Origin of the sequence: Shewanella aestuarii (assembly GCF_011765625.1) — a bacterium.
Taxonomy (GTDB): Bacteria; Pseudomonadota; Gammaproteobacteria; order Enterobacterales; family Shewanellaceae; genus Shewanella; species Shewanella aestuarii_A.
The window spans coordinates 158720-177500 of sequence record NZ_CP050313.1 but is presented as its reverse complement, the minus strand read 5'-3'; the positions used below and the strand labels follow the sequence as shown (position 1 = coordinate 177500).

Sequence of the window (18781 nt, the reverse complement as noted above, 5' to 3'; positions counted from 1 at the left end):
GTACAAAATCACCATAACGGCTAGTCATAAACTCAACGATTTCATCGTCTGACTTCCCTTCATCGACCATTTCATATACCTCTAAACGTAAGTCTTGGGCAACCGGTGAATTGGAATCAATTAGGTTTTGATTTTGACATTGCGGACAACGCAATGAATGCGCTAATGAAAGCGCACGTTTCTGATTACTGTCAGATTTAAACTCATAAGTATCAACAGGTGTTGCCAATAACGTGTTGCTAAATAGCAAACCTACTATAAAGACAATTGTTAAACTCACTTGCTTCATGAAGTCGCTCCTTCGGCTTTAGCTTCGGCTTGTAACTGTTGAACCATTGGGTACAGTGTGTTTTGCCAAATATTTTGATCAATTGGCCCTGCATAACGGAATCGAATAATGCCGTTATGATCCACTACAAATGTTTCAGGCGCACCATAAACACCAAGGTCTAAACCTAAGCGTCCGTCTTTATCAAAGAAGTTAGTGGTATAAGGATCACCTTCTCGCTTTAACTCTTTAATAGCCGCAGCACGATCATCACGGTAATTAATACCATACATAGGTACAATATTACGGCGAGATAGCATAGTTAAAAAGGGATGCTCGTATTTACATGCTGGACACCAAGTGGCCCAAACATTCAACAGTGCAACTTGTCCTTTCATATCTGCTTCGGTCAACATCTCACCTGGAGTTTCAAGTCTCTCAAGTTGGAAAGCCGGTATCGGCTTTCCTTCTAATGCTGAATCCAACTGTTGAGGATTAAGAAATAAACCTTGATATAAGAATATTCCCATTACCAAAAATATCGCTAGTGGTAAAAACAGCACCAACTTTTTCATAAACTCTCCGTAATTATGCCGTTGCTAACTTTGCTTTTGCTTCGGTTTCAGTTGCGACTTTCTTTACACGATATCGCTTATCTGATGCTGCGATAAAGCCACCCACCATCATGAAAATTGAACCGAACCAAATCCAACGCACATAGGGTTTGTAATTTAGACGTACGGCAAATTCTGTAGTACTGATTGGATCGCCCATGGTGATATAGAGGTCACGGAACAAGCCCCAGTCGATACCTGCTTCAGTCATGTCCATTGTACGGACATTATACTGGCGACGGTCCGGCTTTAACAAGGTGACATACTTATCGTCTTGATAAACTTCAATTTGGCCCTGTTGCGCTGTGTAGTTTGGACCAACAACATTTTTAGTCTCAAGATATTTAAAGGTATATCCTGCTAATTCTTGGCTAACACCAGGCCCCATACGAACGCTGCGCTCAACTGAGTAGTTAGACACCATGGTTGCGCCAACAACAGAAACAGCGATACCTAAATGTGCAATGATCATTCCTGCTTGGCTACGACCAATACGATTTAAGCTGATCGCGCCATCTTTATCTTTCACCATACCGTAAGCAGCTCGGAATGTTGCTAAGGTAACCCACATGGCAGCAGCCATACCACAGGCAACCCAAATATTGAATTCACCACCCATCATAAATGGCACAGCTGAACCAAATAGAATTGCAACAATGGCTGGGATCAATAACTGACGTTTGATCTCGCCTTGCTTAGATTTTTTCCAACGAATAATTGGACCAATTCCCATAAAACCAAAAAGCACTAATACGATTGGTACAAATACGGCATTGAAATATGGAGGTCCTACCGAGATTTTACCCATGCCTAAAGCATCGATAAGTAACGGATATAAAGTACCAAGTAACACTGTACCCGCTGCAACAGTTAGTAAGACATTACATACCAGCAACATGGTCTCTTTCGATTTCAAATCAAATCGTGCAGGACTGCTCATTTCACTGGCTCGGAATGCGAATAGAGTCAGTGAACCACCAATAGCGATTGCAAGTAAAAGTAGAATAAACATACCCCGACTTGGATCAGCTGCAAAAGAGTGGACAGAAGTCAATACGCCTGAACGGACAATGAAGGTACCTAACAAACTTAGTGAAAAAGCGAAGATTGAAAGTAAAACTGTCCAGTTACGGAACGCGCCACGCTTTTCAGTAACCACTAAGGAGTGGACTAAAGCAGTACCAATTAGCCAAGGCATAAACGATGCGTTTTCAACTGGATCCCAGAACCACCAGCCACCCCAGCCGAGTTCGTAATAAGCCCACCATGAACCAAGAGAAATACCACCGGTTAAGAATACCCAAGCAGCTAATGTCCATGGACGAGACCAACGAGCCCATGCAGAATCAAGGCTACCGCTCATTAACGCAGCGATAGCAAATGCGAAACTTACAGAGAAGCCCACATAACCAAGATATAGCATAGGTGGATGGAAGATTAGTCCAACATCTTGCAGCATTGGATTTAAATCTCTTCCTTCCATTGGAATTGGGAATAATCGTTCAAATGGGCTAGAAGTTAGCAACATGAATAGTGTAAAACCAACAATAATCATTGCTAATACAGCGAGAACGCGCGCTGTGAAAACTTCTTCTAAGCCTTTACTGAATAAAGCAACAGCTGCTGCCCAGACAGATAATGAGAATACCCAAAATAATAACGACCCTTCATGACCACCCCATACAGCAGCGATTTTGAAGAAGATAGGAAGCTGAGAATTTGAATGATGAGCTACATAAGCAACAGAGAAATCATCAACAGCAAAGCTATAACCAAGCGTTATTACTGAAACAAAGATAAAAAAGAACATGCCGTAAGTAAGTGGCCAAGCATATCTGACCAAATACGGATCTTTCTTGAACGAACCGATTAATGGAACACTGGTTAAAAGGATGGCAAACGCCAAGCCTATAATCAGTGAAAAATGTCCAATTTCTGGAATCATGGGTATTCCTTAGTTAAATAAACATTGATTTGATTTTTACAAACCACGTTAAGTTTCATATGAGCATATCCGAATATACGCACATTAGCTTAAACGAATTTTAAAACATTCTAGAGCTTGCTAGTGCTGATGTCTGCCACTTTCGTGTAAAACTGGGTTACTTGTCTCATTATCAGTTCCAGTAATGATCTAAAAACAACTGATTACAATATCAATGTCTATGACTAACAAACTGTCTGATAGTTTCTACAAATTTACATCTGGTAACTAAATTGTGAACCAGTGCTCAACTATCAGGATTGCGTTTTATATCTCTCTTATATTACTGTTCAATGAATAATCTTTACGTATAATCGAGCACTCAAGCTCAGCGGAGTTCCGCTTTCCTATAAACTAAAAGTGAATATTGAAACGATGACCACATTTTGGATTTTTATCGCGCTTGTCCTCATCATCAGTTTAATTATGATTTGGGTGCCCCACTTCCGTCAGCAAAAAATGCTACAAGCAGAAGAGTCGGGAGTGCGTAAACAAACGAACCTCGAGCTATTCAATGAACGGCTATCTATCCTAGAGAAGGAATTAAAAGAAGAGTTACTTGATCAAACTGAATTTGATGCTTTAAAACAAGAACTCGAAATTAGCCTGCTGCAGGATATGAAGCATAAAGGTGATGACTCACTTAGCGCCGCAAAACCTAAAAGCATTTTATGGCCATCGTTAATGACAGTTGCAGTGGTTGCATTAGCTGGCTATTTTTACCAACAGCTTGGTGCATACAACGAACTTTCAAACCCTCCTCAAGCCCAAAGTCCACATCAAGGTATGACGGCTGAACAAATCATGGCTCAGCGTGTACAAATGATGGAAGCACAGGTTCAGCAACAACCTGAAAATAGCCAAGCTTGGTTTAGTCTGGGTCATGCTTATATTTCATCTAGTCAGTACTCTTTAGCGATTGCAGCGTTTGACAAAGTGATGGAACTCGTTGGCACTCACGCAGAATTATTAGGGCCTAAAGCCACGGCAATGTACTATCAAAATAATCAAAAAATCACCCCAGCTATTCAAGCAATCATTGACCAATCTTTGGCGCTAGATGCTCAAGATCCCTCAACGTTATTGCTCGTCGGCATGGATGCATTTTTCAATGCTCAATACCAAAATGCAATTGATGCATGGCAATTAATCCTAGATAGTAACCGTCAGGATGTTGATCGAACCGCACTAATGAATGCTATTGCGTCAGCAAAAATGAGCATGCAATCTGAAACGGGCGTAATGCCGAACGATGATAATCACAATCCGATGAAAAAACCTGCTCAAACACAACCGGCGGCCGCTACAGCTAAAACAGTCAATGTGGTTGTTCAAATTTCGCCTGAGTTAGCAGATAAAGTTGCTGCCACTGATGAGGTATTTATTTTTGCACGCGCAACCACAGGACCAAAAATTCCTTTAGCTGCAACGAAAGTAAGTGCAAGTGCATTACCATTAACCGTTACACTAGATGACAGCTCCTCAATGGGTAGTGATGTAACACTTAGCAGCGCAAATGAAGTTGAAATTATTGCTGTACTATCTAAGCATGGCAGTGTGAAACCGCAAACAGGAGACATTAAAGGCGTTATCGATGCTGTAAAAGTTGGCCAGCAAGCAACACTCACATTAAACACTTTGGTTCAATAACCACTAAATTGATGATTAATTATTGTTAATCAACCCAAAAGCCACATATAAATGTGGCTTTTTTGTGCCAGCTACAAGGTAAAACCGCACAATTTAACCCACTACAGACATAAAAAAACCGGCTGCTTAGCCGGTTTTTACATTCTTAAGAAGAATTACTTAGACATGAACTCAATTGCGTTCTTGTAATCTTCATCAGAACAATCAGTACACATACCGCCTGGTGGCATAGCATTTAAACCAGACTTAACTGATGTTACTAATGCATCCATCCCTTTTGCTAAGCGAGGCTCCCAAGCTGCCACGTCATGAGACTTTGGCGCACCAGCAACACCCATACTATGACATACTTGGCATGCCTTGTTATAAACAGCTTCACCTTCTTGAGCAAATACATTTGCAGACAAAGTTAATGCAGCTACTGCAGTCATTGCTAACAATTTTTTCATGTTCAACGTTCCTAAATTGCAAATACTTACAAAGCTTATCTCTGCCGTGTCATTTTTGAAGGCAGACTAATGTTTTAGCGTGGGTAGATTACTACATACGGCAAGAAAACTCACCTTTTTGTGATAATTATCTCAACTTGATGTTGAAATAAAAATCATAAGGTAAGATTAATTAATATATTAGGAAATGATGAAAAAGTTCAAAGTTTATTAATATTATTGGAACTAGCTCAAATAGCTCAAACATAATTTCTAGCAAAGGTAACTGCATAATACTGTTTATGTTAATATCTTTCAGCATATATAGCAGTCGTAAACAGAGGGTTCAGTGACAAAAACAACATCTACCACCCCCTTGATCAGTGCTCACAACTTAACCTGTATTCGAGAAGAACGTGTTTTATTTGACGAACTCAGTTTCAATATCAATTCAGGGGATATAGTACAAATTGAAGGTCCTAACGGGGCAGGCAAAACAAGTTTATTACGCATTCTAGCCGGGCTATCTCGCCCCTATGCGGGTGATGTTAAGTATCTCAATGACAACATTACTCACTCAAGGGATGAGTTTAACGAGGCACTTTTATATATCGGACATTTAGCTGGCGTAAAAAGCGAGTTAACTGCAGAGGAAAATCTTAACTTCAATTTAAGAATCAGTGGTTATGATAATCACAATACTTCTGACATATTAGCAAAAGTGAATTTAAGCGGGTTTGAAGAGGCACTTGCAGGGCATTTATCTGCGGGACAACATCGCAGAACAGCCTTAGCAAGAATGTGGCACACCAACTGTAAAATTTGGATCTTGGATGAACCATTTACAGCCATTGACAAAAAAGGTGTTGAAGAATTAGAAAAATTATTCTTAACACATGTAAGCAATGGCGGGTGCGTGATAATGACAACTCATCAAGATATGAGTTTAATTACCGAACCACGACTGCGTAAAATCAAACTTGATTACCGTTTCATATAAGGTGCTGAAATGAACAGAGGCATAAGCTATACCAGTGCATTTATCACCCTTTTGCAGCGTGATTTGAAAATTGCAATTAGACATCGGGGAGATATTTTTAACCCGTTACTATTTTTTATTTTGGTTGTAACACTATTCCCACTTGGTATAGGACCAGAGCCACAAGTATTAACTCGTGTTGCACCAGGTATTATTTGGGTATCAGCATTGTTGGCATCAATGTTGTCGTTAGAACGCTTATTTAAAGCAGATTATAATGACGGCAGCTTGGAACAAATGTTATTGAGTCCACAACCACTAGTAATCTTAGTATTGGCAAAAGTCTTAGCTCATTGGATTTTAACAGGAGTACCTTTGATCTTGGTTGCACCGCTTCTTGCAGTATTACTTCATCTAGATGCAAACAGTTATGGAGCATTAATGGCTACTCTTGCGCTAGGCACTCCAGTGTTATCATTATTGGGTGCGATTGGTGTGGCATTAACCGTTGGTCTCCGCAAAGGCGGGGTATTGCTAAGCTTGCTAATTTTACCTTTATACATTCCAGTATTAATTTTTGCGACAAGCGCAATCGATGCCGCTGGACTTAATTTACCTTACACTGGTCAACTCGCTATTATTGGCGCCATGTTGGTCGGATCGTTAATCTTGGCACCATTTGCTATTGGTGCATCATTAAGAGTGAGTACAAACTAAATGTGGAAATGGCTTAATTCATACGCTGATCCAGAGCGTTCTTACAAACTTGCTGGTACTTTGCTTCCTTGGTTTGCATGTTTAGCAATCGCAATGATTGGAGTAGGTACTACTTGGGGTTTACTATTTGCTCCAATGGATTACCAGCAAGGCGATAGTTTCCGTATTATCTACATTCATGTACCAGCTGCTTCTATGTCTATGGCTGCCTATATGGGCATGGCTACAGCATCTTTTATTGGTATCGTATGGCAAATTAAAGCTGCGGATTGGGCCGCTGCATCGATTGCACCAATTGGTGCCGTCATCACTTTCATTGCTTTATTTACCGGTTCTGCTTGGGGTAAACCCATGTGGGGGACCTGGTGGGTATGGGATGCTCGCTTGACATCTGAATTAGTATTGTTATTTCTTTATCTGGGCGTTATTGCACTTTATGCATCCTTTGAAGATAAGGTTTTAGCTGCAAGAGCAGCAGGTATTTTAGCCATAGTTGGCGTAATTAATATCCCTATTATCAAGTACTCAGTTGAGTGGTGGAACAGCTTACATCAACCTGCAACGATTAAAATTACCGAAAAGTCTACAATGACAGGCGACATGCTTTACCCACTACTAATTAACATATTCGGTTTTGGGATGATGATTGGCGCCATAACATTAGTTAGATTTAGATCTGAAGTCCTTGCACGTAACGCTATGCGTCCTTGGGTTAGGGAATTAGCAATACAAGAGGTAAGCAAATAATGCAATTTGATTCAATTAGCGATTTTTTCAATATGGGGGTTATGCCTTCTTTGTATGGCTAGCCTATGGTGTCAGTTTTTCAAGCTTAGCAGTACTCATTATTATGAGTGCTCGCAGAAAACGTAAAGTACTAACAGAAATTGCAGCCAAAATGGCCCGCGAAGCAAGACTTAAAGAATCAAGAGGTAATAAATCGTGAATCCTAGACGAAAAAAAAGACTCACTCTAGTAGTGGCATTAATCGCGGGTGTTTCATTAGTTGCATCACTGCTTTTATATGCGCTTAACTCAAACTTAAATTTATTTTATACCCCATATGAAATTGTTAACGGTAAGAATGACACTGGCGTTAAGCCTGAAGTAGGTCAACGGATACGCGTTGGCGGGATGGTGACGGTCGGGTCAATGATCCGCGATCCTGAAAGTTTATACGTTGAATTTGCAATTCATGACGCAGCCGGTGGTGAGATCATTGTAACCTTTGATGACTTATTACCGGACCTATTTCGTGAAGGTCAAGGTATTGTTGCTCAAGGCGTGTTGATAGAATCAGGTAAACTCGAAGCAACCGAAGTATTAGCAAAGCATGATGAAAACTACATGCCTCCAGAAGTTGCTGAAGCGATGGGACAAACTCATCAGAAACTGGAGTATCCAGAGCAAGAGAAATCTAAAGGGTATAAATACCAGTAGAGTTTTACTTAAATCCCCAAATGCCAATCTTTTGATTGGCATTTTTTTACCTCAAATTTGTAGTCATAAGCTATCGTAATCTAATTATCTTACTCATCCACCTATAGATTAAGCCGAATCTGATTAAATATACACTTAGCTGACACGAGAAGGTTTGACAATTACATCAGAGTTACGGCGACGACCAAAAATTATCATGCTTCATAGCAATCACTATAACCTTCGTAAACCTTGCAAACCTATACAAAGGCTATTGCATTACCAACTAAAACAAAGCATCAGAAGACGAGGTAATTGTTTATGCAATGTATCAATAGAGCAAATTTTTGATATTTAAAAACTGAATAGATACTAACATCCGACTATCCAAGTTTGAATGAAGCTAAGATATAAATTGTAAAAATACTATGAGTTATGACACTCAGATAAAGTCACATCAGTAAAAGAGTAACCAATACATAATTCGCCAGCATAAATCTCAACTGATAGTGGAAGTAACCCATCAATGATTTTTGCACCATCAAGATAGATTTAAACCGTAAATTGCATGAATTAAGGCTATTCAGTAAGGCTCAATCAATGTTGAAAATTCAGGTGATATTTTATGAGATGATACCCGTCTGAGCATATCTCAAATCAAGCTGTCAGCAAATGAGCCAGTAAAATACCGACAAGTTGATGTCGTTTATAGAAAAGTTAGGCTTGTGTATCAAAGCTATATTTATCAAATTGCAGAGGAATACTATTTTAAGAAAATTCAAATGCCAGCCGAGTTAATATGCGCAGACCTGACAGACTAGTTTATCCTCCAATAGCATAGATAACAAACGCCTAGGAAGGAAGTTAATGCTCTATTGATAGGACACTCAAGGCTGATCATTTACAAATTTGACGCCAAATCTAGACTTGAGTAAAAAGCTTTAGAGCTTTATCGGAATAACAAAGATAAAGGACTTCAACTTCCATAGGTATATCCATCCCTAAATATTCCCTAGGTAAAGCTTATAAGCGAAGTGAAATAATTCATTACTGATGTCGAATTCAAGCTAACTATATACCATTAGGAACTATTAACTAAAAGAATGCGAATGGTATATCACAACAAAAAATAATTACGAGCATAAAAAAACCGAGCCTAAGCTCGGTTTTTATTAAGTAATCCTAAGATTACTCAGCAGCTTCAACTTCAACAGCTTCAGCAGCTTCAGGGCGACCTACTAACTCGATGTAAGCCATTGGGGCTTTATCACCGGTACGTAGACCACACTTAAGAATACGAGTGTAACCACCAGGACGTTCCTGGAAGCGTGGACCCAATTCAGTAAATAACTTACCAACAACTTCAGCGTCGCGGGTACGAGCGAAAGCTAAACGGCGATTTGCAACGCTGTCTACTTTAGCTAGTGTTATTAGAGGCTCAACTACGCGGCGCAGTTCTTTCGCTTTAGCTACAGTTGTCTTGATTAACTCATGACGAACTAGTGAGCATGCCATGTTACGGAACATAGCTTGACGATGACTGCTGTTGCGGTTTAGTTGACGACCACTCTTACGATGGCGCATGACCTAATCCTTATAACCTTAATCTGTACTAACCTGAGACTTATAGGTCGTCTGCTAAACTAGCTGGAGGCCAGTTTTCAAGACGCATACCTAACGACAGTCCGCGAGATGCTAAAACGTCCTTAATTTCAGTAAGAGATTTCTTACCTAAGTTTGGCGTTTTAAGTAACTCAACTTCAGTGCGTTGTACCAGATCTCCGATGTAATGAATCGCTTCGGCTTTCAAACAGTTAGCCGAACGTACAGTTAGCTCTAAATCGTCGACAGGACGCAACAATATCGGATCGAATTCCGGCTTATCATCTTCCTCAGGCTTAGCTGCAGGCTCACGTAGATCAACAAACGCATCTAGCTGTTCTGCTAAAATTGTTGCTGAGCGGCGAATTGCCTCCTCAGGATCGATAGTACCATTTGTGGTCATATCAATAACGAGCTTATCTAAGTCTGTGCGCTGTTCTACACGAGCTGCTTCTACATTGTATGCAATGCGAGCAACAGGTGAGAATGAAGCGTCAACCAACAGGCGACCAATTGGGCGATCATCGTCTTCAGTTTGTGCACGAGCCGAAGCTGGCACATAACCACGACCACGCTCAACGCGGATACGCATGCTGATATCATTATTACCTGTTAAATGACAGATAATATGATCAGGATTCATAATGGTAACATCGCCATCATGCGTGATATCTGCTGCTGTAACAGGGCCTGCGCCGGACTTGCTTAATGTAAGCATAGCCTCGTCTTTCCCCTCGATAGTTACTGCTAAACCTTTAAGGTTTAACAATATCTCAAGGATATCTTCTTGTACGCCTTCCTTACTGCTGTATTCATGCAGTACGCCATCTATTTCGACTTCAGTAACTGCACAGCCGGGCATAGACGACAATAGGATGCGACGCAACGCGTTACCTAAGGTATGGCCAAAACCACGTTCTAGTGGCTCTAGTGTAACTTTAGCGCGAGTTGAATTAACCTGCTCAATTTCAACGAGACGCGGTTTAAGAAATTCTGTAACAGAACCCTGCATTGTGTCCTCTCTTGTTTGTTAGCTTTACTTAGAGTAAAGCTCGACGATCAGCTGTTCGTTAATATCCGCAGACAAATCGCTACGTTCTGGCAGACGCTTGAAAGCACCTTCCATTTTCGCACTGTCGACTTCTACCCATGTAGGCTTTTCGCGTTGACCAGCCACTTCTAAAGCCGCTTTGATACGAGCTTGAGTGCGTGATTTTTCACGGATGCTTACAACATCATTCGCAGACACTTTGAATGACGGAATGTTAACTACACGACCGTTAACCATAACTGATTTATGGCTTACTAGCTGACGTGATTCTGCACGAGTAGCTCCGAAACCCATACGATAAACAACGTTATCTAAACGGACTTCTAAAAGTTGCAATAGGTTTTCACCAGTATTGCCTTTTAAGCGTGCAGCTTCTTTATAGTAGTTACGGAACTGCTTTTCTAGCACACCATAAATACGACGAACTTTTTGTTTCTCGCGTAACTGTAAACCGTACTCAGACAAACGAGGCTTACGAGCGCCGTGTTGTCCTGGTGCAGCTTCAAGCTTACACTTCGAATCGATTGCTCTCACACCGCTTTTTAAGAAAAGGTCTGTACCTTCTCGGCGGCTGAGCTTGAGCTTAGGACCCAAGTATCTTGCCATGATCTTTCTCCAACTATCCTATAACGAGGTGTTATACACGACGTTTTTTAGGTGGACGACAACCATTGTGAGGGATAGGTGTCACATCAGTAATGTTGGTAATTTTATAACCAACTGCGTTCAGTGCGCGAATCGCTGATTCACGTCCTGGACCTGGACCCTTCACAAAAACTTCAAGGTTTTTAACACCATAATCTTGCGCAGCAATACCTGCACGCTCTGCCGCAACCTGCGCAGCAAACGGGGTCGATTTACGTGAACCACGGAAACCAGAACCACCAGAGGTAGCCCAAGATAAAGCATTACCTTGACGATCGGTAATGGTTACGATTGTGTTGTTGAAAGACGCATGGATATGAGCCATGCCATCTGCAACCTGTTTACGTACGCGCTTACGCGGAGAACGTGACGGAACTTTAGCCATTTTGGTTTACCTTCCCGTTACTTTCTAATTGGTTTACGTGGACCTTTACGCGTACGCGCATTGGTCTTAGTACGTTGCCCACGAAGAGGCAGGCTACGACGATGGCGGAGACCACGATAACAACCAAGGTCCATAAGACGCTTGATGTTCATTGAAATCTCACGACGTAAGTCACCTTCTACAACATATTTGGCAACTTCTTCGCGTAGAATGTCGATTTGAGCTTCGCTCAATTCCTTGATCTTAGCATCTTCAGCAATTGAAGTAGCTGCGCAGATTGCTCTTGCGCTTGTACGTCCAATACCAAAGATAGCAGTCAATGCAATGACTGTATGCTTTTGATCAGGAATGTTAATGCCAGCGATACGGGCCACTATGCACTCCTTAAAGTTAAAGGCCATCTGCGAAAAGCCCGAAAGGATACTCGACAGATGACAGATTTGCAAACAATTTTTTTGGTCAGCCCATAATTGAGCTGACCAAACTTCTTACTTAGCCTTGACGCTGTTTGTGTTTTGGTTCAACACAGATAACGCGTACAACACCACTACGCTTGACGATCTTGCAATTACGGCAGATCTTCTTCACGGAAGCTCGAACTTTCATTTCATCACTCCGTAAAAGCTAACTATTTGCCAAAGCGATCTAAATTCGCTTTGTTCACAAGGTTAGCTTTCTTCATCACAGACTCATATTGATGAGACATCATATGGGTCTGAACCTGAGCCATGAAGTCCATGATTACGACTACAATAATTAGTAGTGAAGTACCGCCAAAATAGAACTGTACTTTCCACGCAATTAACATGAACTCCGGAATTAAGCAGATAAACGTAATATACAACGCACCCGCAAGGGTTAAGCGTGTCATTACTTTATCAATGTAACGCGAAGTCTGTTCACCAGGACGGATCCCAGGAATGAATGCACCACTCTTTTTCAGATTATCCGCTGTTTCGCGTGGATTGAAAACCAACGCAGTATAGAAGAAACAGAAAAAGATAATTGCTGTCGCGTACAATAATGAATACAGCGGTTGTCCTGGCGACACAGCTAAAGCGAAATCACTTAACCATGACAAGGACTCATTTTGACCAAACCACTGAGCTAGTGTGCCTGGGAACAAAATAATGCTGGATGCAAAAATTGGAGGTATTACACCTGCCATATTAACTTTTAATGGTAAGTGGGTGCTTTGCGCAGCAAAAACCTTTCGGCCCTGTTGACGCTTGGCATAGTTTACAACGATACGACGTTGTCCACGCTCCACAAATACCACTAAGTATGTAACAGCAAATACAATAACTGCGAGCAACAGTAGTACCAATACATTCAAGTCACCTTGACGCGCCTGCTCGGCTGTTGAGCCGATAGCCGATGGTAATCCTGCAACAATACCTGCGAAAATAAGAATCGAGATACCATTACCAATACCACGTTCGGTAATTTGTTCACCTAGCCACATAAGGAACATAGTTCCTGTCACTAAGCTTACAATTGCCACAAAGTAAAATCCAAATCCAGGGTTGGCAACAAGGCCAGGCATTAAATTTGGTAAACCTGTAGCAATACCGACAGATTGCAGTGTACCCAACACAAGTGTGCCATATCTTGTATACTGACTTATTTTCTTACGTCCTGACTCACCTTCTTTTTTCAATTCAGCAAGTGCAGGATGCACAACAGTCAATAATTGCATGATAATCGATGCCGAAATATAAGGCATGATACCCAATGCAAAGATAGAAGCACGCTCTAAAGCACCACCCGAGAACATGTTAAACATGCCAAGGATGGTATCTTTTTGCTGAGCAAAAAGCTCTGCTAATACAGCTGCGTCAATACCAGGAATTGGCACGAACGAACCCGCTCTAAAGACGATTATCGCACCAATCACGAACAGAAGGCGAGTTTTCAATTCAGAAAGACCACCTTTCGCGCTTTTTAAATCAAGTCCTGGTTTTGCCATCGACGTATTATTCCTCGATCTTACCGCCGGCAGCTTCAATAGCTGCACGTGCACCTTTGGTTACCTTTAGACCTTTTACAGTCACAGGGCGCTCAATGGTACCTGAAAGAACGATTTTCGCAAACTGGATGTTGCGAGTAATTACGTTCGCATCTTTCAGAGCGTTCAAATCGATAACATCACCGTTAACTTTTGCTAGTTCGAGTAAACGAACTTCAGCTGACACCAAAGCTTTGCGCGAGGTGAAACCGAACTTAGGTAAACGGATTTTAAGAGGCATTTGACCGCCTTCAAAACCAACGCGTGGACCGCCGCCAGAACGAGACTTTTGTCCCTTATGACCACGACCAGCAGTTTTACCTAAACCAGAACCGATACCGCGACCTACACGCTTAGGAGCAGACTTAGCGCCTGCAGCTGGAGATAGAGTATTTAAACGCATTATTAATCCTCCACCTTAACCATGTAGTAAACTTTATTAACCATACCGCGAACTGAAGGTGTATCCTCAAGTTCTACAGTGTGGTTAATACGACGCAGACCTAAACCCGCTAAACATGCACGGTGCTTTGGTAAGCGACCGATGCTGCTTTTAGTCTGTGTTACTTTAATTGTTTTAGTAGCCATGGTGCATTACCCCCGAATTTCATCAACACTCAGGCCACGCTTTGCAGCGATTTGAGCTGGTGACTTCATGTGCACCAACGCATCGACTGTTGCGCGAACGATGTTGATCGGGTTAGTAGAACCGTATGCTTTAGACAGAACGTTATGAACGCCTGCAACTTCCAATACGGCACGCATTGCGCCACCGGCGATAATACCGGTACCTTCCGATGCTGGTTGCATGTAAACACGCGAACCAGTATGGCGACCTTTAACTGGGTGATGTAAAGTACCAGCATTCAGTTCAACGTTAACCATATTACGACGGGCTTTTTCCATTGCTTTTTGAATAGCAGCTGGAACTTCGCGCGCTTTACCATAGCCATAGCCAATCTTACCGTTACCATCACCCACTACTGTTAGTGCTGTGAAGCTAAAGATACGACCGCCCTTAACTACTTTAGAAACACGATTAACTGCAATTAATTTTTCTTGCAGATCGTCTTTTTGCTGAGCTTCTAATTTAGCCATTTTATAACCCCTTAGAACTTCAGGCCAGCTTCACGAGCAGCGTCTGCTAATGCAGCTACGCGACCGTGATACTTGAAACCAGAACGGTCGAACGCAACAGTAGTCACGCCCTTCTCGATCGCACGCTCAGCAACAGTTTTACCTACTGCTTTAGCCGCATCTACGTTTCCGGTACTCTTTAGTTGCTCTTTAACTGCTTTTTCGACAGTTGATGCAGCAGCTAACACCTGAGCTTCAGGACTGATCACCTGAGCATAAATGTGACGCGGTGTACGATGTACAACCAGACGATTCACGCCTAGCTCTTGGATCTTCTTACGAGCACGCAAAGCGCGACGTAAGCGAGATGTTTTCTTATCCATATCGCGTTACCTACTTCTTCTTAGCCTCTTTACGGCGTACAACTTCGTCGTCATAACGAACACCTTTGCCTTTGTAAGGCTCTGGTGGACGATAGCCACGAATGTTGGCTGCTTCTTGACCTACTAACTGCTTATCAACGCCTGAAAGCACGATGTCAGTTTGTGTAGGACACTCAGCAGTAACGCCTGCGGGTAGCTTGTGTACTAATGGATGTGAGAAACCTAACGTTAAGTCTAGATCGCTACCAGCAACTTTTGCACGGTAACCAACACCAACTAATTTTAGTTTTCTAACAAAACCTTCAGAGACACCAACAATCATATTGTTAACTAGTGCACGAGCAGTACCAGCTTGAGCCCAAGCGTTAACAACGCCTTCAACTGGACCAAACTTGATTTGTGCATCTTCAATAACAATATTTACCGCATTGTTGATTACTCGAGTCAGACTTCCTTTACTGCCTTTAACAGTTAAAGTCTGTTCGTTTAAAGTCACCTCTACGCCAGCAGGGATAGTGACTGGTGCTTTTGCAACACGAGACATTACTAACTCCTTACGCTACGTAGCAGATAACCTCGCCACCCGTGCCATTTTGGCGGGCGGCACGATCAGTCATCAAGCCTTTAGAAGTGGACACGATTGCGATACCCAGACCGCCCATCACCTTTGGTAACTCGTCTTTACCTTTGTAAATACGAAGACCAGGACGACTTACGCGCTGGATAGTCTCAACGACTGGTTTGCCTTGGAAATACTTTAAAGTGATTTCTAATTCAGGCTTAGCTTCGTCTGCTACGGCGTAGTCAGTAATGAAACCTTCTTCTTTAAGTAATTTCGCGATTGCTACTTTTAACTTAGCTGAAGGCATCTTTACAGATACGTGGTTAGCAGCTTGGCCGTTACGAATACGGGTTAACATATCCGCAATAGGATCTTGCATGCTCATATTAGCTTACTCCGTGACAAGTCTTACCAGCTGGCCTTACGCAGACCAGGAACTTCACCGCGCATAGTAGCTTCACGTAATTTAATACGGCTTAAGCCGAATTTACGTAAAACGCCATGTGGGCGACCAGTTTGATTACAGCGATTGCGTTGACGCGATGCGCTTGAATCACGTGGTAGTGCTTGCAACTTAAGTACTGCATCCCAACGATCTTCGTCAGAAGTCTCTGGGCTACTGATAGTAGCTTTAAGTGCTAAACGCTTTTCAGCATATTTAGCTACGAGCTGTGCACGTTTTGCTTCACGTGCTTTCATAGATGTTTTAGCCATTATGCTACCCTTATTTCTTGAATGGGAAGTTAAATGCGTCTAACAAAGCACGACCTTCTTCATCATTCTTCGCAGTAGTAGTGATAACAATATCCATACCACGAATCTTATCGATCTTATCGTAATCGATTTCTGGGAAGATGATCTGTTCTTTCACACCCATTGCGTAGTTACCACGGCCGTCAAACGCTTTAGCGCTTAAGCCACGGAAATCACGAATACGTGGAATTGCAATGTCAACTAAACGCTCTAAAAATTCCCACATACGCTCACCGCGTAGGGTAACTTTACAGCCAATAGGGTAGCCTTCACGGATTTTAAAACCAGCAACTGATTTACGAGCAACAGTTACAACTGGTTTTTGACCAGCGATTGCAGTCATATCACGAAGCGCGTGCTCCATAACTTTCTTATCTGCAACAGCTTCGCCAACACCCATATTAAGGGTGATTTTTTCAATCCGAGGGACTTGCATGACACTGCTATAACCGAACTTTTTAGCTAGTTCAGCAACTACAGTCTCTTGATATTTATCATGCAGTTTCGCCATCGTTTACTCCAAATTACTTAACGAGTTCGCTGTTCGACTTGAAAAAACGAACTTTTTGGTCGTTTTCAAATCGGAAACCAACACGATCTGCCTTGCCTGTGGCTTGGTTAAAGATCGCTACGTTTGATGCTTGAATCGGTGCTTCTTTCTCGATAACGCCACCAGTCACACCCAATTGAGGGTTAGGCTTTTGGTGTTTTTTAACAAGATTGATGCCTTCAACAATTAATTTACCAGTAGGTAGAACTTGAGAAACTTTACCACGTTTGCCCTTGTCTTTACCTGCTAATACAATTACTTCGTCTTCGCGACGGATTTTTGCTGCCATTTTGAAGCTCCTTACAGTACTTCAGGTGCCAGTGAAACAATCTTCATAAATTGCTCAGTACGCAATTCACGTGTCACTGGTCCAAAGATACGAGTACCAATCGGTGCAAGGTTTGCGTTTAGCAAAACCGCTGCGTTCCGATCGAAGCGAATGACAGAACCGTCTGGACGACGTACGCCTTTCTTAGTACGGACTACCACCGCGTTATATACATCACCTTTCTTCGCTTTAGCGCGAGGAATTGCTTCTTTAACAGAAACCTTGATGATGTCGCCGATACCGGCATAACGACGATGAGAGCCACCCAAGACCTTAATACACTGAACTCGACGAGCGCCACTGTTACATGCGACGTCTAGAGTCGATTGCATTTGGATCATTTTAAGTGCTCCGCTATCGTTACTACACAAATCCCATTATTGGGACAATATTTGACCAAATTTGAGGATAGTTTTACTCAAAAATGGCGCGCAAGTATAACACCACAATATCGGATTGCATAGTAAAAAAAACAAACGGCCCCAAAAAATTGGAGCCGTTTAGAATAACCTAATAAAATTAGGCCTTAGTTACTACTTCAGCTAGGGTCCAAGATTTTGTCTTAGATAAAGGACGACACTGACTAATAGTCACGATATCACCTTCATTACACTGATTAGTTTCGTCATGTGCATGGATCTTAGTAGTACGCTTAATGTACTTCCCATAAATAGGATGTTTCACTTGGCGCTCAATAGCAACAGTAATAGACTTGTCCATTTTGTTGCTAATTACTTTACCTTGCAAAGTACGGATTTTATCAGACATTACGCACCTGCCTTAGAAGTAATAATGGTCTTAACACGTGCAATGTTACGACGCACTGTTTTCAATTGATGAGTTTGGCTCAATTGACCAGTAGCGTGTTGCATACGCAGGTTAAACTGCTCACGCAGCAGACCAAGTAATTCAGCGTTAAGTTCTTCAACGCTCTTTTCTCTTAGTTCGCTCGCTTTCATTACATCACCGTCTTAGTTACGAAGGTAGTCTTTAATGGTAATTTCGCAGCAGCTAAAGCAAACGCTTCACGCGCTAATGCTTCAGATACGCCGTTCATTTCATAAAGAACCTTACCAGGTTGAATCTGACATACCCAGTATTCAACGTTACCTTTACCTTTACCCATACGCACTTCAAGAGGCTTAGAGGTAATTGGTTTGTCAGGAAAAACTCGAATCCAAATTTGTCCTTGACGTTTAATGTGACGTGTCATGGCACGACGTGCAGACTCGATTTGACGAGCAGTTAAACGGCCACGGCCGACTGCTTTCAAACCGAAAGTACCGAAGCTAACTTCAGTACCGTTCGCTAGACCGCGGTTGCGGCCCTTGAACATCTTGCGAAACTTCATACGTTTAGGTTGCAGCATTAAAGTTTC

The 18781-nt window shown here is 42.0% G+C and carries 29 protein-coding genes and 1 pseudogene (1 of these 30 only partly in view); 6 read left to right on the top strand and 24 right to left on the bottom strand.

The window, feature by feature from the left end; translation table 11 throughout:
* The 3 genes in view from nrfF to HBH39_RS00920 are tightly spaced (at most 13 nt apart) and all read right to left on the bottom strand, a layout consistent with a single transcriptional unit that may run on beyond the window.
* Positions 1-289, bottom strand: the 5' portion of a protein-coding gene (gene nrfF, locus HBH39_RS00930; RefSeq protein ID WP_167674746.1) for a heme lyase NrfEFG subunit NrfF. Its footprint begins 185 nt before the window's first position; 289 of the gene's 474 nt are visible here — the first part of the coding sequence; its start codon is at positions 287-289; its stop codon lies off the left edge, out of view.
* The gene (locus HBH39_RS00925; RefSeq protein ID WP_167674744.1) at positions 286-843 is read right to left on the bottom strand and encodes a DsbE family thiol:disulfide interchange protein; all 558 of its coding nucleotides are present in this window, start codon (positions 841-843) and stop codon (positions 286-288) included. The genes nrfF and HBH39_RS00925 overlap by 4 nt, the downstream gene beginning before the upstream one ends.
* Before the next feature lie 13 nt (positions 844-856).
* Complete coding sequence (locus HBH39_RS00920) at positions 857-2827, bottom strand: heme lyase CcmF/NrfE family subunit (protein ID WP_167674741.1); 1971 nt, start codon at positions 2825-2827, stop codon at positions 857-859.
* Between the two features lie 414 nt (positions 2828-3241).
* Here HBH39_RS00920 and ccmI point away from each other — a divergent pair, with 414 nt between their 5' ends.
* Positions 3242-4516, top strand: a complete 1275-nt coding sequence (gene ccmI, locus HBH39_RS00915) for a c-type cytochrome biogenesis protein CcmI (protein ID WP_167674739.1) — start codon at positions 3242-3244, stop codon at positions 4514-4516.
* A 155-nt stretch (positions 4517-4671) separates the two neighbouring features.
* Here the strand turns inward: ccmI and HBH39_RS00910 are convergent, their stop codons facing one another.
* Positions 4672-4965 (bottom strand): c-type cytochrome, encoded by a 294-nt coding sequence (locus HBH39_RS00910; protein WP_167674737.1) that lies wholly within the window; start codon positions 4963-4965, stop codon positions 4672-4674.
* A gap of 328 nt (positions 4966-5293) precedes the next feature.
* On the opposite strand from HBH39_RS00910, the gene ccmA reads away from it, so the two are divergent.
* From ccmA to ccmE, 5 genes and pseudogenes are all read left to right on the top strand, one after another.
* Positions 5294-5944 (top strand): cytochrome c biogenesis heme-transporting ATPase CcmA, encoded by a 651-nt coding sequence (gene ccmA, locus HBH39_RS00905; RefSeq protein WP_167674735.1) that lies wholly within the window; start codon positions 5294-5296, stop codon positions 5942-5944.
* 9 nt (positions 5945-5953) lie between these two features.
* Entirely contained in the window at positions 5954-6640 is a 687-nt protein-coding gene (gene ccmB / locus HBH39_RS00900; protein ID WP_167674733.1) for a heme exporter protein CcmB, read from the top strand.
* A complete protein-coding gene (locus tag HBH39_RS00895) occupies positions 6641-7387 on the top strand; it encodes a heme ABC transporter permease (protein WP_167674731.1) in 747 nt (248 codons plus the stop codon).
* Positions 7387-7586: pseudogene (gene ccmD, locus HBH39_RS00890) on the top strand (heme exporter protein CcmD). The gene HBH39_RS00895 and the pseudogene ccmD overlap by 1 nt, the downstream one beginning before the upstream one ends.
* Positions 7583-8080, top strand: a complete 498-nt coding sequence (gene ccmE / locus HBH39_RS00885; protein WP_167674729.1) for a cytochrome c maturation protein CcmE — start codon at positions 7583-7585, stop codon at positions 8078-8080. The pseudogene ccmD and the gene ccmE overlap by 4 nt, the downstream one beginning before the upstream one ends.
* A 1167-nt stretch (positions 8081-9247) precedes the next feature.
* Here ccmE and rplQ read toward each other — a convergent pair.
* The 20 genes from rplQ to rplP all read right to left on the bottom strand — a co-directional run bounded on the left by rplQ (position 9248) and on the right by rplP (position 18772).
* Positions 9248-9643, bottom strand: coding sequence for a 50S ribosomal protein L17 (gene rplQ, locus HBH39_RS00880; protein WP_167674727.1), 396 nt, complete (start codon positions 9641-9643; stop codon positions 9248-9250).
* 40 nt (positions 9644-9683) lie between these two features.
* The gene (locus tag HBH39_RS00875; RefSeq protein WP_167674724.1) at positions 9684-10673 is read right to left on the bottom strand and encodes a DNA-directed RNA polymerase subunit alpha; all 990 of its coding nucleotides are present in this window, start codon (positions 10671-10673) and stop codon (positions 9684-9686) included.
* 24 nt (positions 10674-10697) lie between these two features.
* The gene (rpsD, locus tag HBH39_RS00870; RefSeq protein ID WP_167674723.1) at positions 10698-11318 is read right to left on the bottom strand and encodes a 30S ribosomal protein S4; all 621 of its coding nucleotides are present in this window, start codon (positions 11316-11318) and stop codon (positions 10698-10700) included.
* Positions 11319-11349: 31 nt separating this feature from the next.
* Positions 11350-11742, bottom strand: coding sequence for a 30S ribosomal protein S11 (gene rpsK, locus HBH39_RS00865; RefSeq protein ID WP_011635661.1), 393 nt, complete (start codon positions 11740-11742; stop codon positions 11350-11352).
* Positions 11743-11759: 17 nt separating this feature from the next.
* On the bottom strand, positions 11760-12116 hold the full coding sequence (rpsM, locus tag HBH39_RS00860) for a 30S ribosomal protein S13 (RefSeq protein WP_167674721.1): 357 nt from the start codon (positions 12114-12116) through the stop codon (positions 11760-11762).
* Positions 12117-12234: 118 nt separating this feature from the next.
* Complete coding sequence (gene rpmJ / locus HBH39_RS00855; protein ID WP_006083579.1) at positions 12235-12348, bottom strand: 50S ribosomal protein L36; 114 nt, start codon at positions 12346-12348, stop codon at positions 12235-12237.
* A 22-nt stretch (positions 12349-12370) separates the two neighbouring features.
* Positions 12371-13711, bottom strand: coding sequence for a preprotein translocase subunit SecY (secY, locus tag HBH39_RS00850; protein ID WP_167674719.1), 1341 nt, complete (start codon positions 13709-13711; stop codon positions 12371-12373).
* 7 nt (positions 13712-13718) lie between these two features.
* Complete coding sequence (gene rplO / locus HBH39_RS00845) at positions 13719-14153, bottom strand: 50S ribosomal protein L15 (RefSeq protein ID WP_167674717.1); 435 nt, start codon at positions 14151-14153, stop codon at positions 13719-13721.
* A gap of 2 nt (positions 14154-14155) precedes the next feature.
* Positions 14156-14338: a 50S ribosomal protein L30 gene (gene rpmD / locus HBH39_RS00840; RefSeq protein ID WP_167674715.1), complete on the bottom strand. Its 183-nt coding sequence runs from the start codon at positions 14336-14338 to the stop codon at positions 14156-14158.
* Positions 14339-14344: 6 nt separating this feature from the next.
* Positions 14345-14848 carry a 30S ribosomal protein S5 gene (gene rpsE, locus HBH39_RS00835; protein WP_167674713.1) on the bottom strand — a complete coding sequence of 168 codons (504 nt, stop codon included), beginning with the start codon at positions 14846-14848 and terminating at the stop codon, positions 14345-14347.
* Between the two features lie 11 nt (positions 14849-14859).
* Positions 14860-15210: a 50S ribosomal protein L18 gene (rplR, locus tag HBH39_RS00830; protein ID WP_167674711.1), complete on the bottom strand. Its 351-nt coding sequence runs from the start codon at positions 15208-15210 to the stop codon at positions 14860-14862.
* 10 nt (positions 15211-15220) lie between these two features.
* Positions 15221-15754, bottom strand: coding sequence for a 50S ribosomal protein L6 (gene rplF / locus HBH39_RS00825; protein WP_167674709.1), 534 nt, complete (start codon positions 15752-15754; stop codon positions 15221-15223).
* A gap of 10 nt (positions 15755-15764) precedes the next feature.
* Positions 15765-16157: a 30S ribosomal protein S8 gene (gene rpsH / locus HBH39_RS00820; protein ID WP_167674707.1), complete on the bottom strand. Its 393-nt coding sequence runs from the start codon at positions 16155-16157 to the stop codon at positions 15765-15767.
* A gap of 23 nt (positions 16158-16180) precedes the next feature.
* Positions 16181-16486, bottom strand: coding sequence for a 30S ribosomal protein S14 (gene rpsN / locus HBH39_RS00815; RefSeq protein ID WP_167674705.1), 306 nt, complete (start codon positions 16484-16486; stop codon positions 16181-16183).
* A 10-nt stretch (positions 16487-16496) separates the two neighbouring features.
* The gene (gene rplE, locus HBH39_RS00810) at positions 16497-17036 is read right to left on the bottom strand and encodes a 50S ribosomal protein L5 (protein WP_167674703.1); all 540 of its coding nucleotides are present in this window, start codon (positions 17034-17036) and stop codon (positions 16497-16499) included.
* A 13-nt stretch (positions 17037-17049) separates the two neighbouring features.
* A complete protein-coding gene (gene rplX / locus HBH39_RS00805; protein ID WP_167674701.1) occupies positions 17050-17364 on the bottom strand; it encodes a 50S ribosomal protein L24 in 315 nt (104 codons plus the stop codon).
* Between the two features lie 11 nt (positions 17365-17375).
* Positions 17376-17744: a 50S ribosomal protein L14 gene (rplN, locus tag HBH39_RS00800; protein ID WP_011494644.1), complete on the bottom strand. Its 369-nt coding sequence runs from the start codon at positions 17742-17744 to the stop codon at positions 17376-17378.
* Positions 17745-17922: 178 nt separating this feature from the next.
* Complete coding sequence (rpsQ, locus tag HBH39_RS00795) at positions 17923-18171, bottom strand: 30S ribosomal protein S17 (RefSeq protein ID WP_167674699.1); 249 nt, start codon at positions 18169-18171, stop codon at positions 17923-17925.
* Positions 18171-18362: a 50S ribosomal protein L29 gene (gene rpmC / locus HBH39_RS00790; RefSeq protein WP_115134503.1), complete on the bottom strand. Its 192-nt coding sequence runs from the start codon at positions 18360-18362 to the stop codon at positions 18171-18173. Before rpmC ends, rpsQ begins: the two co-directional genes overlap by 1 nt.
* On the bottom strand, positions 18362-18772 hold the full coding sequence (rplP, locus tag HBH39_RS00785; protein WP_167674697.1) for a 50S ribosomal protein L16: 411 nt from the start codon (positions 18770-18772) through the stop codon (positions 18362-18364). Before rplP ends, rpmC begins: the two co-directional genes overlap by 1 nt.
* Positions 18773-18781: the final 9 nt, after the last annotated feature.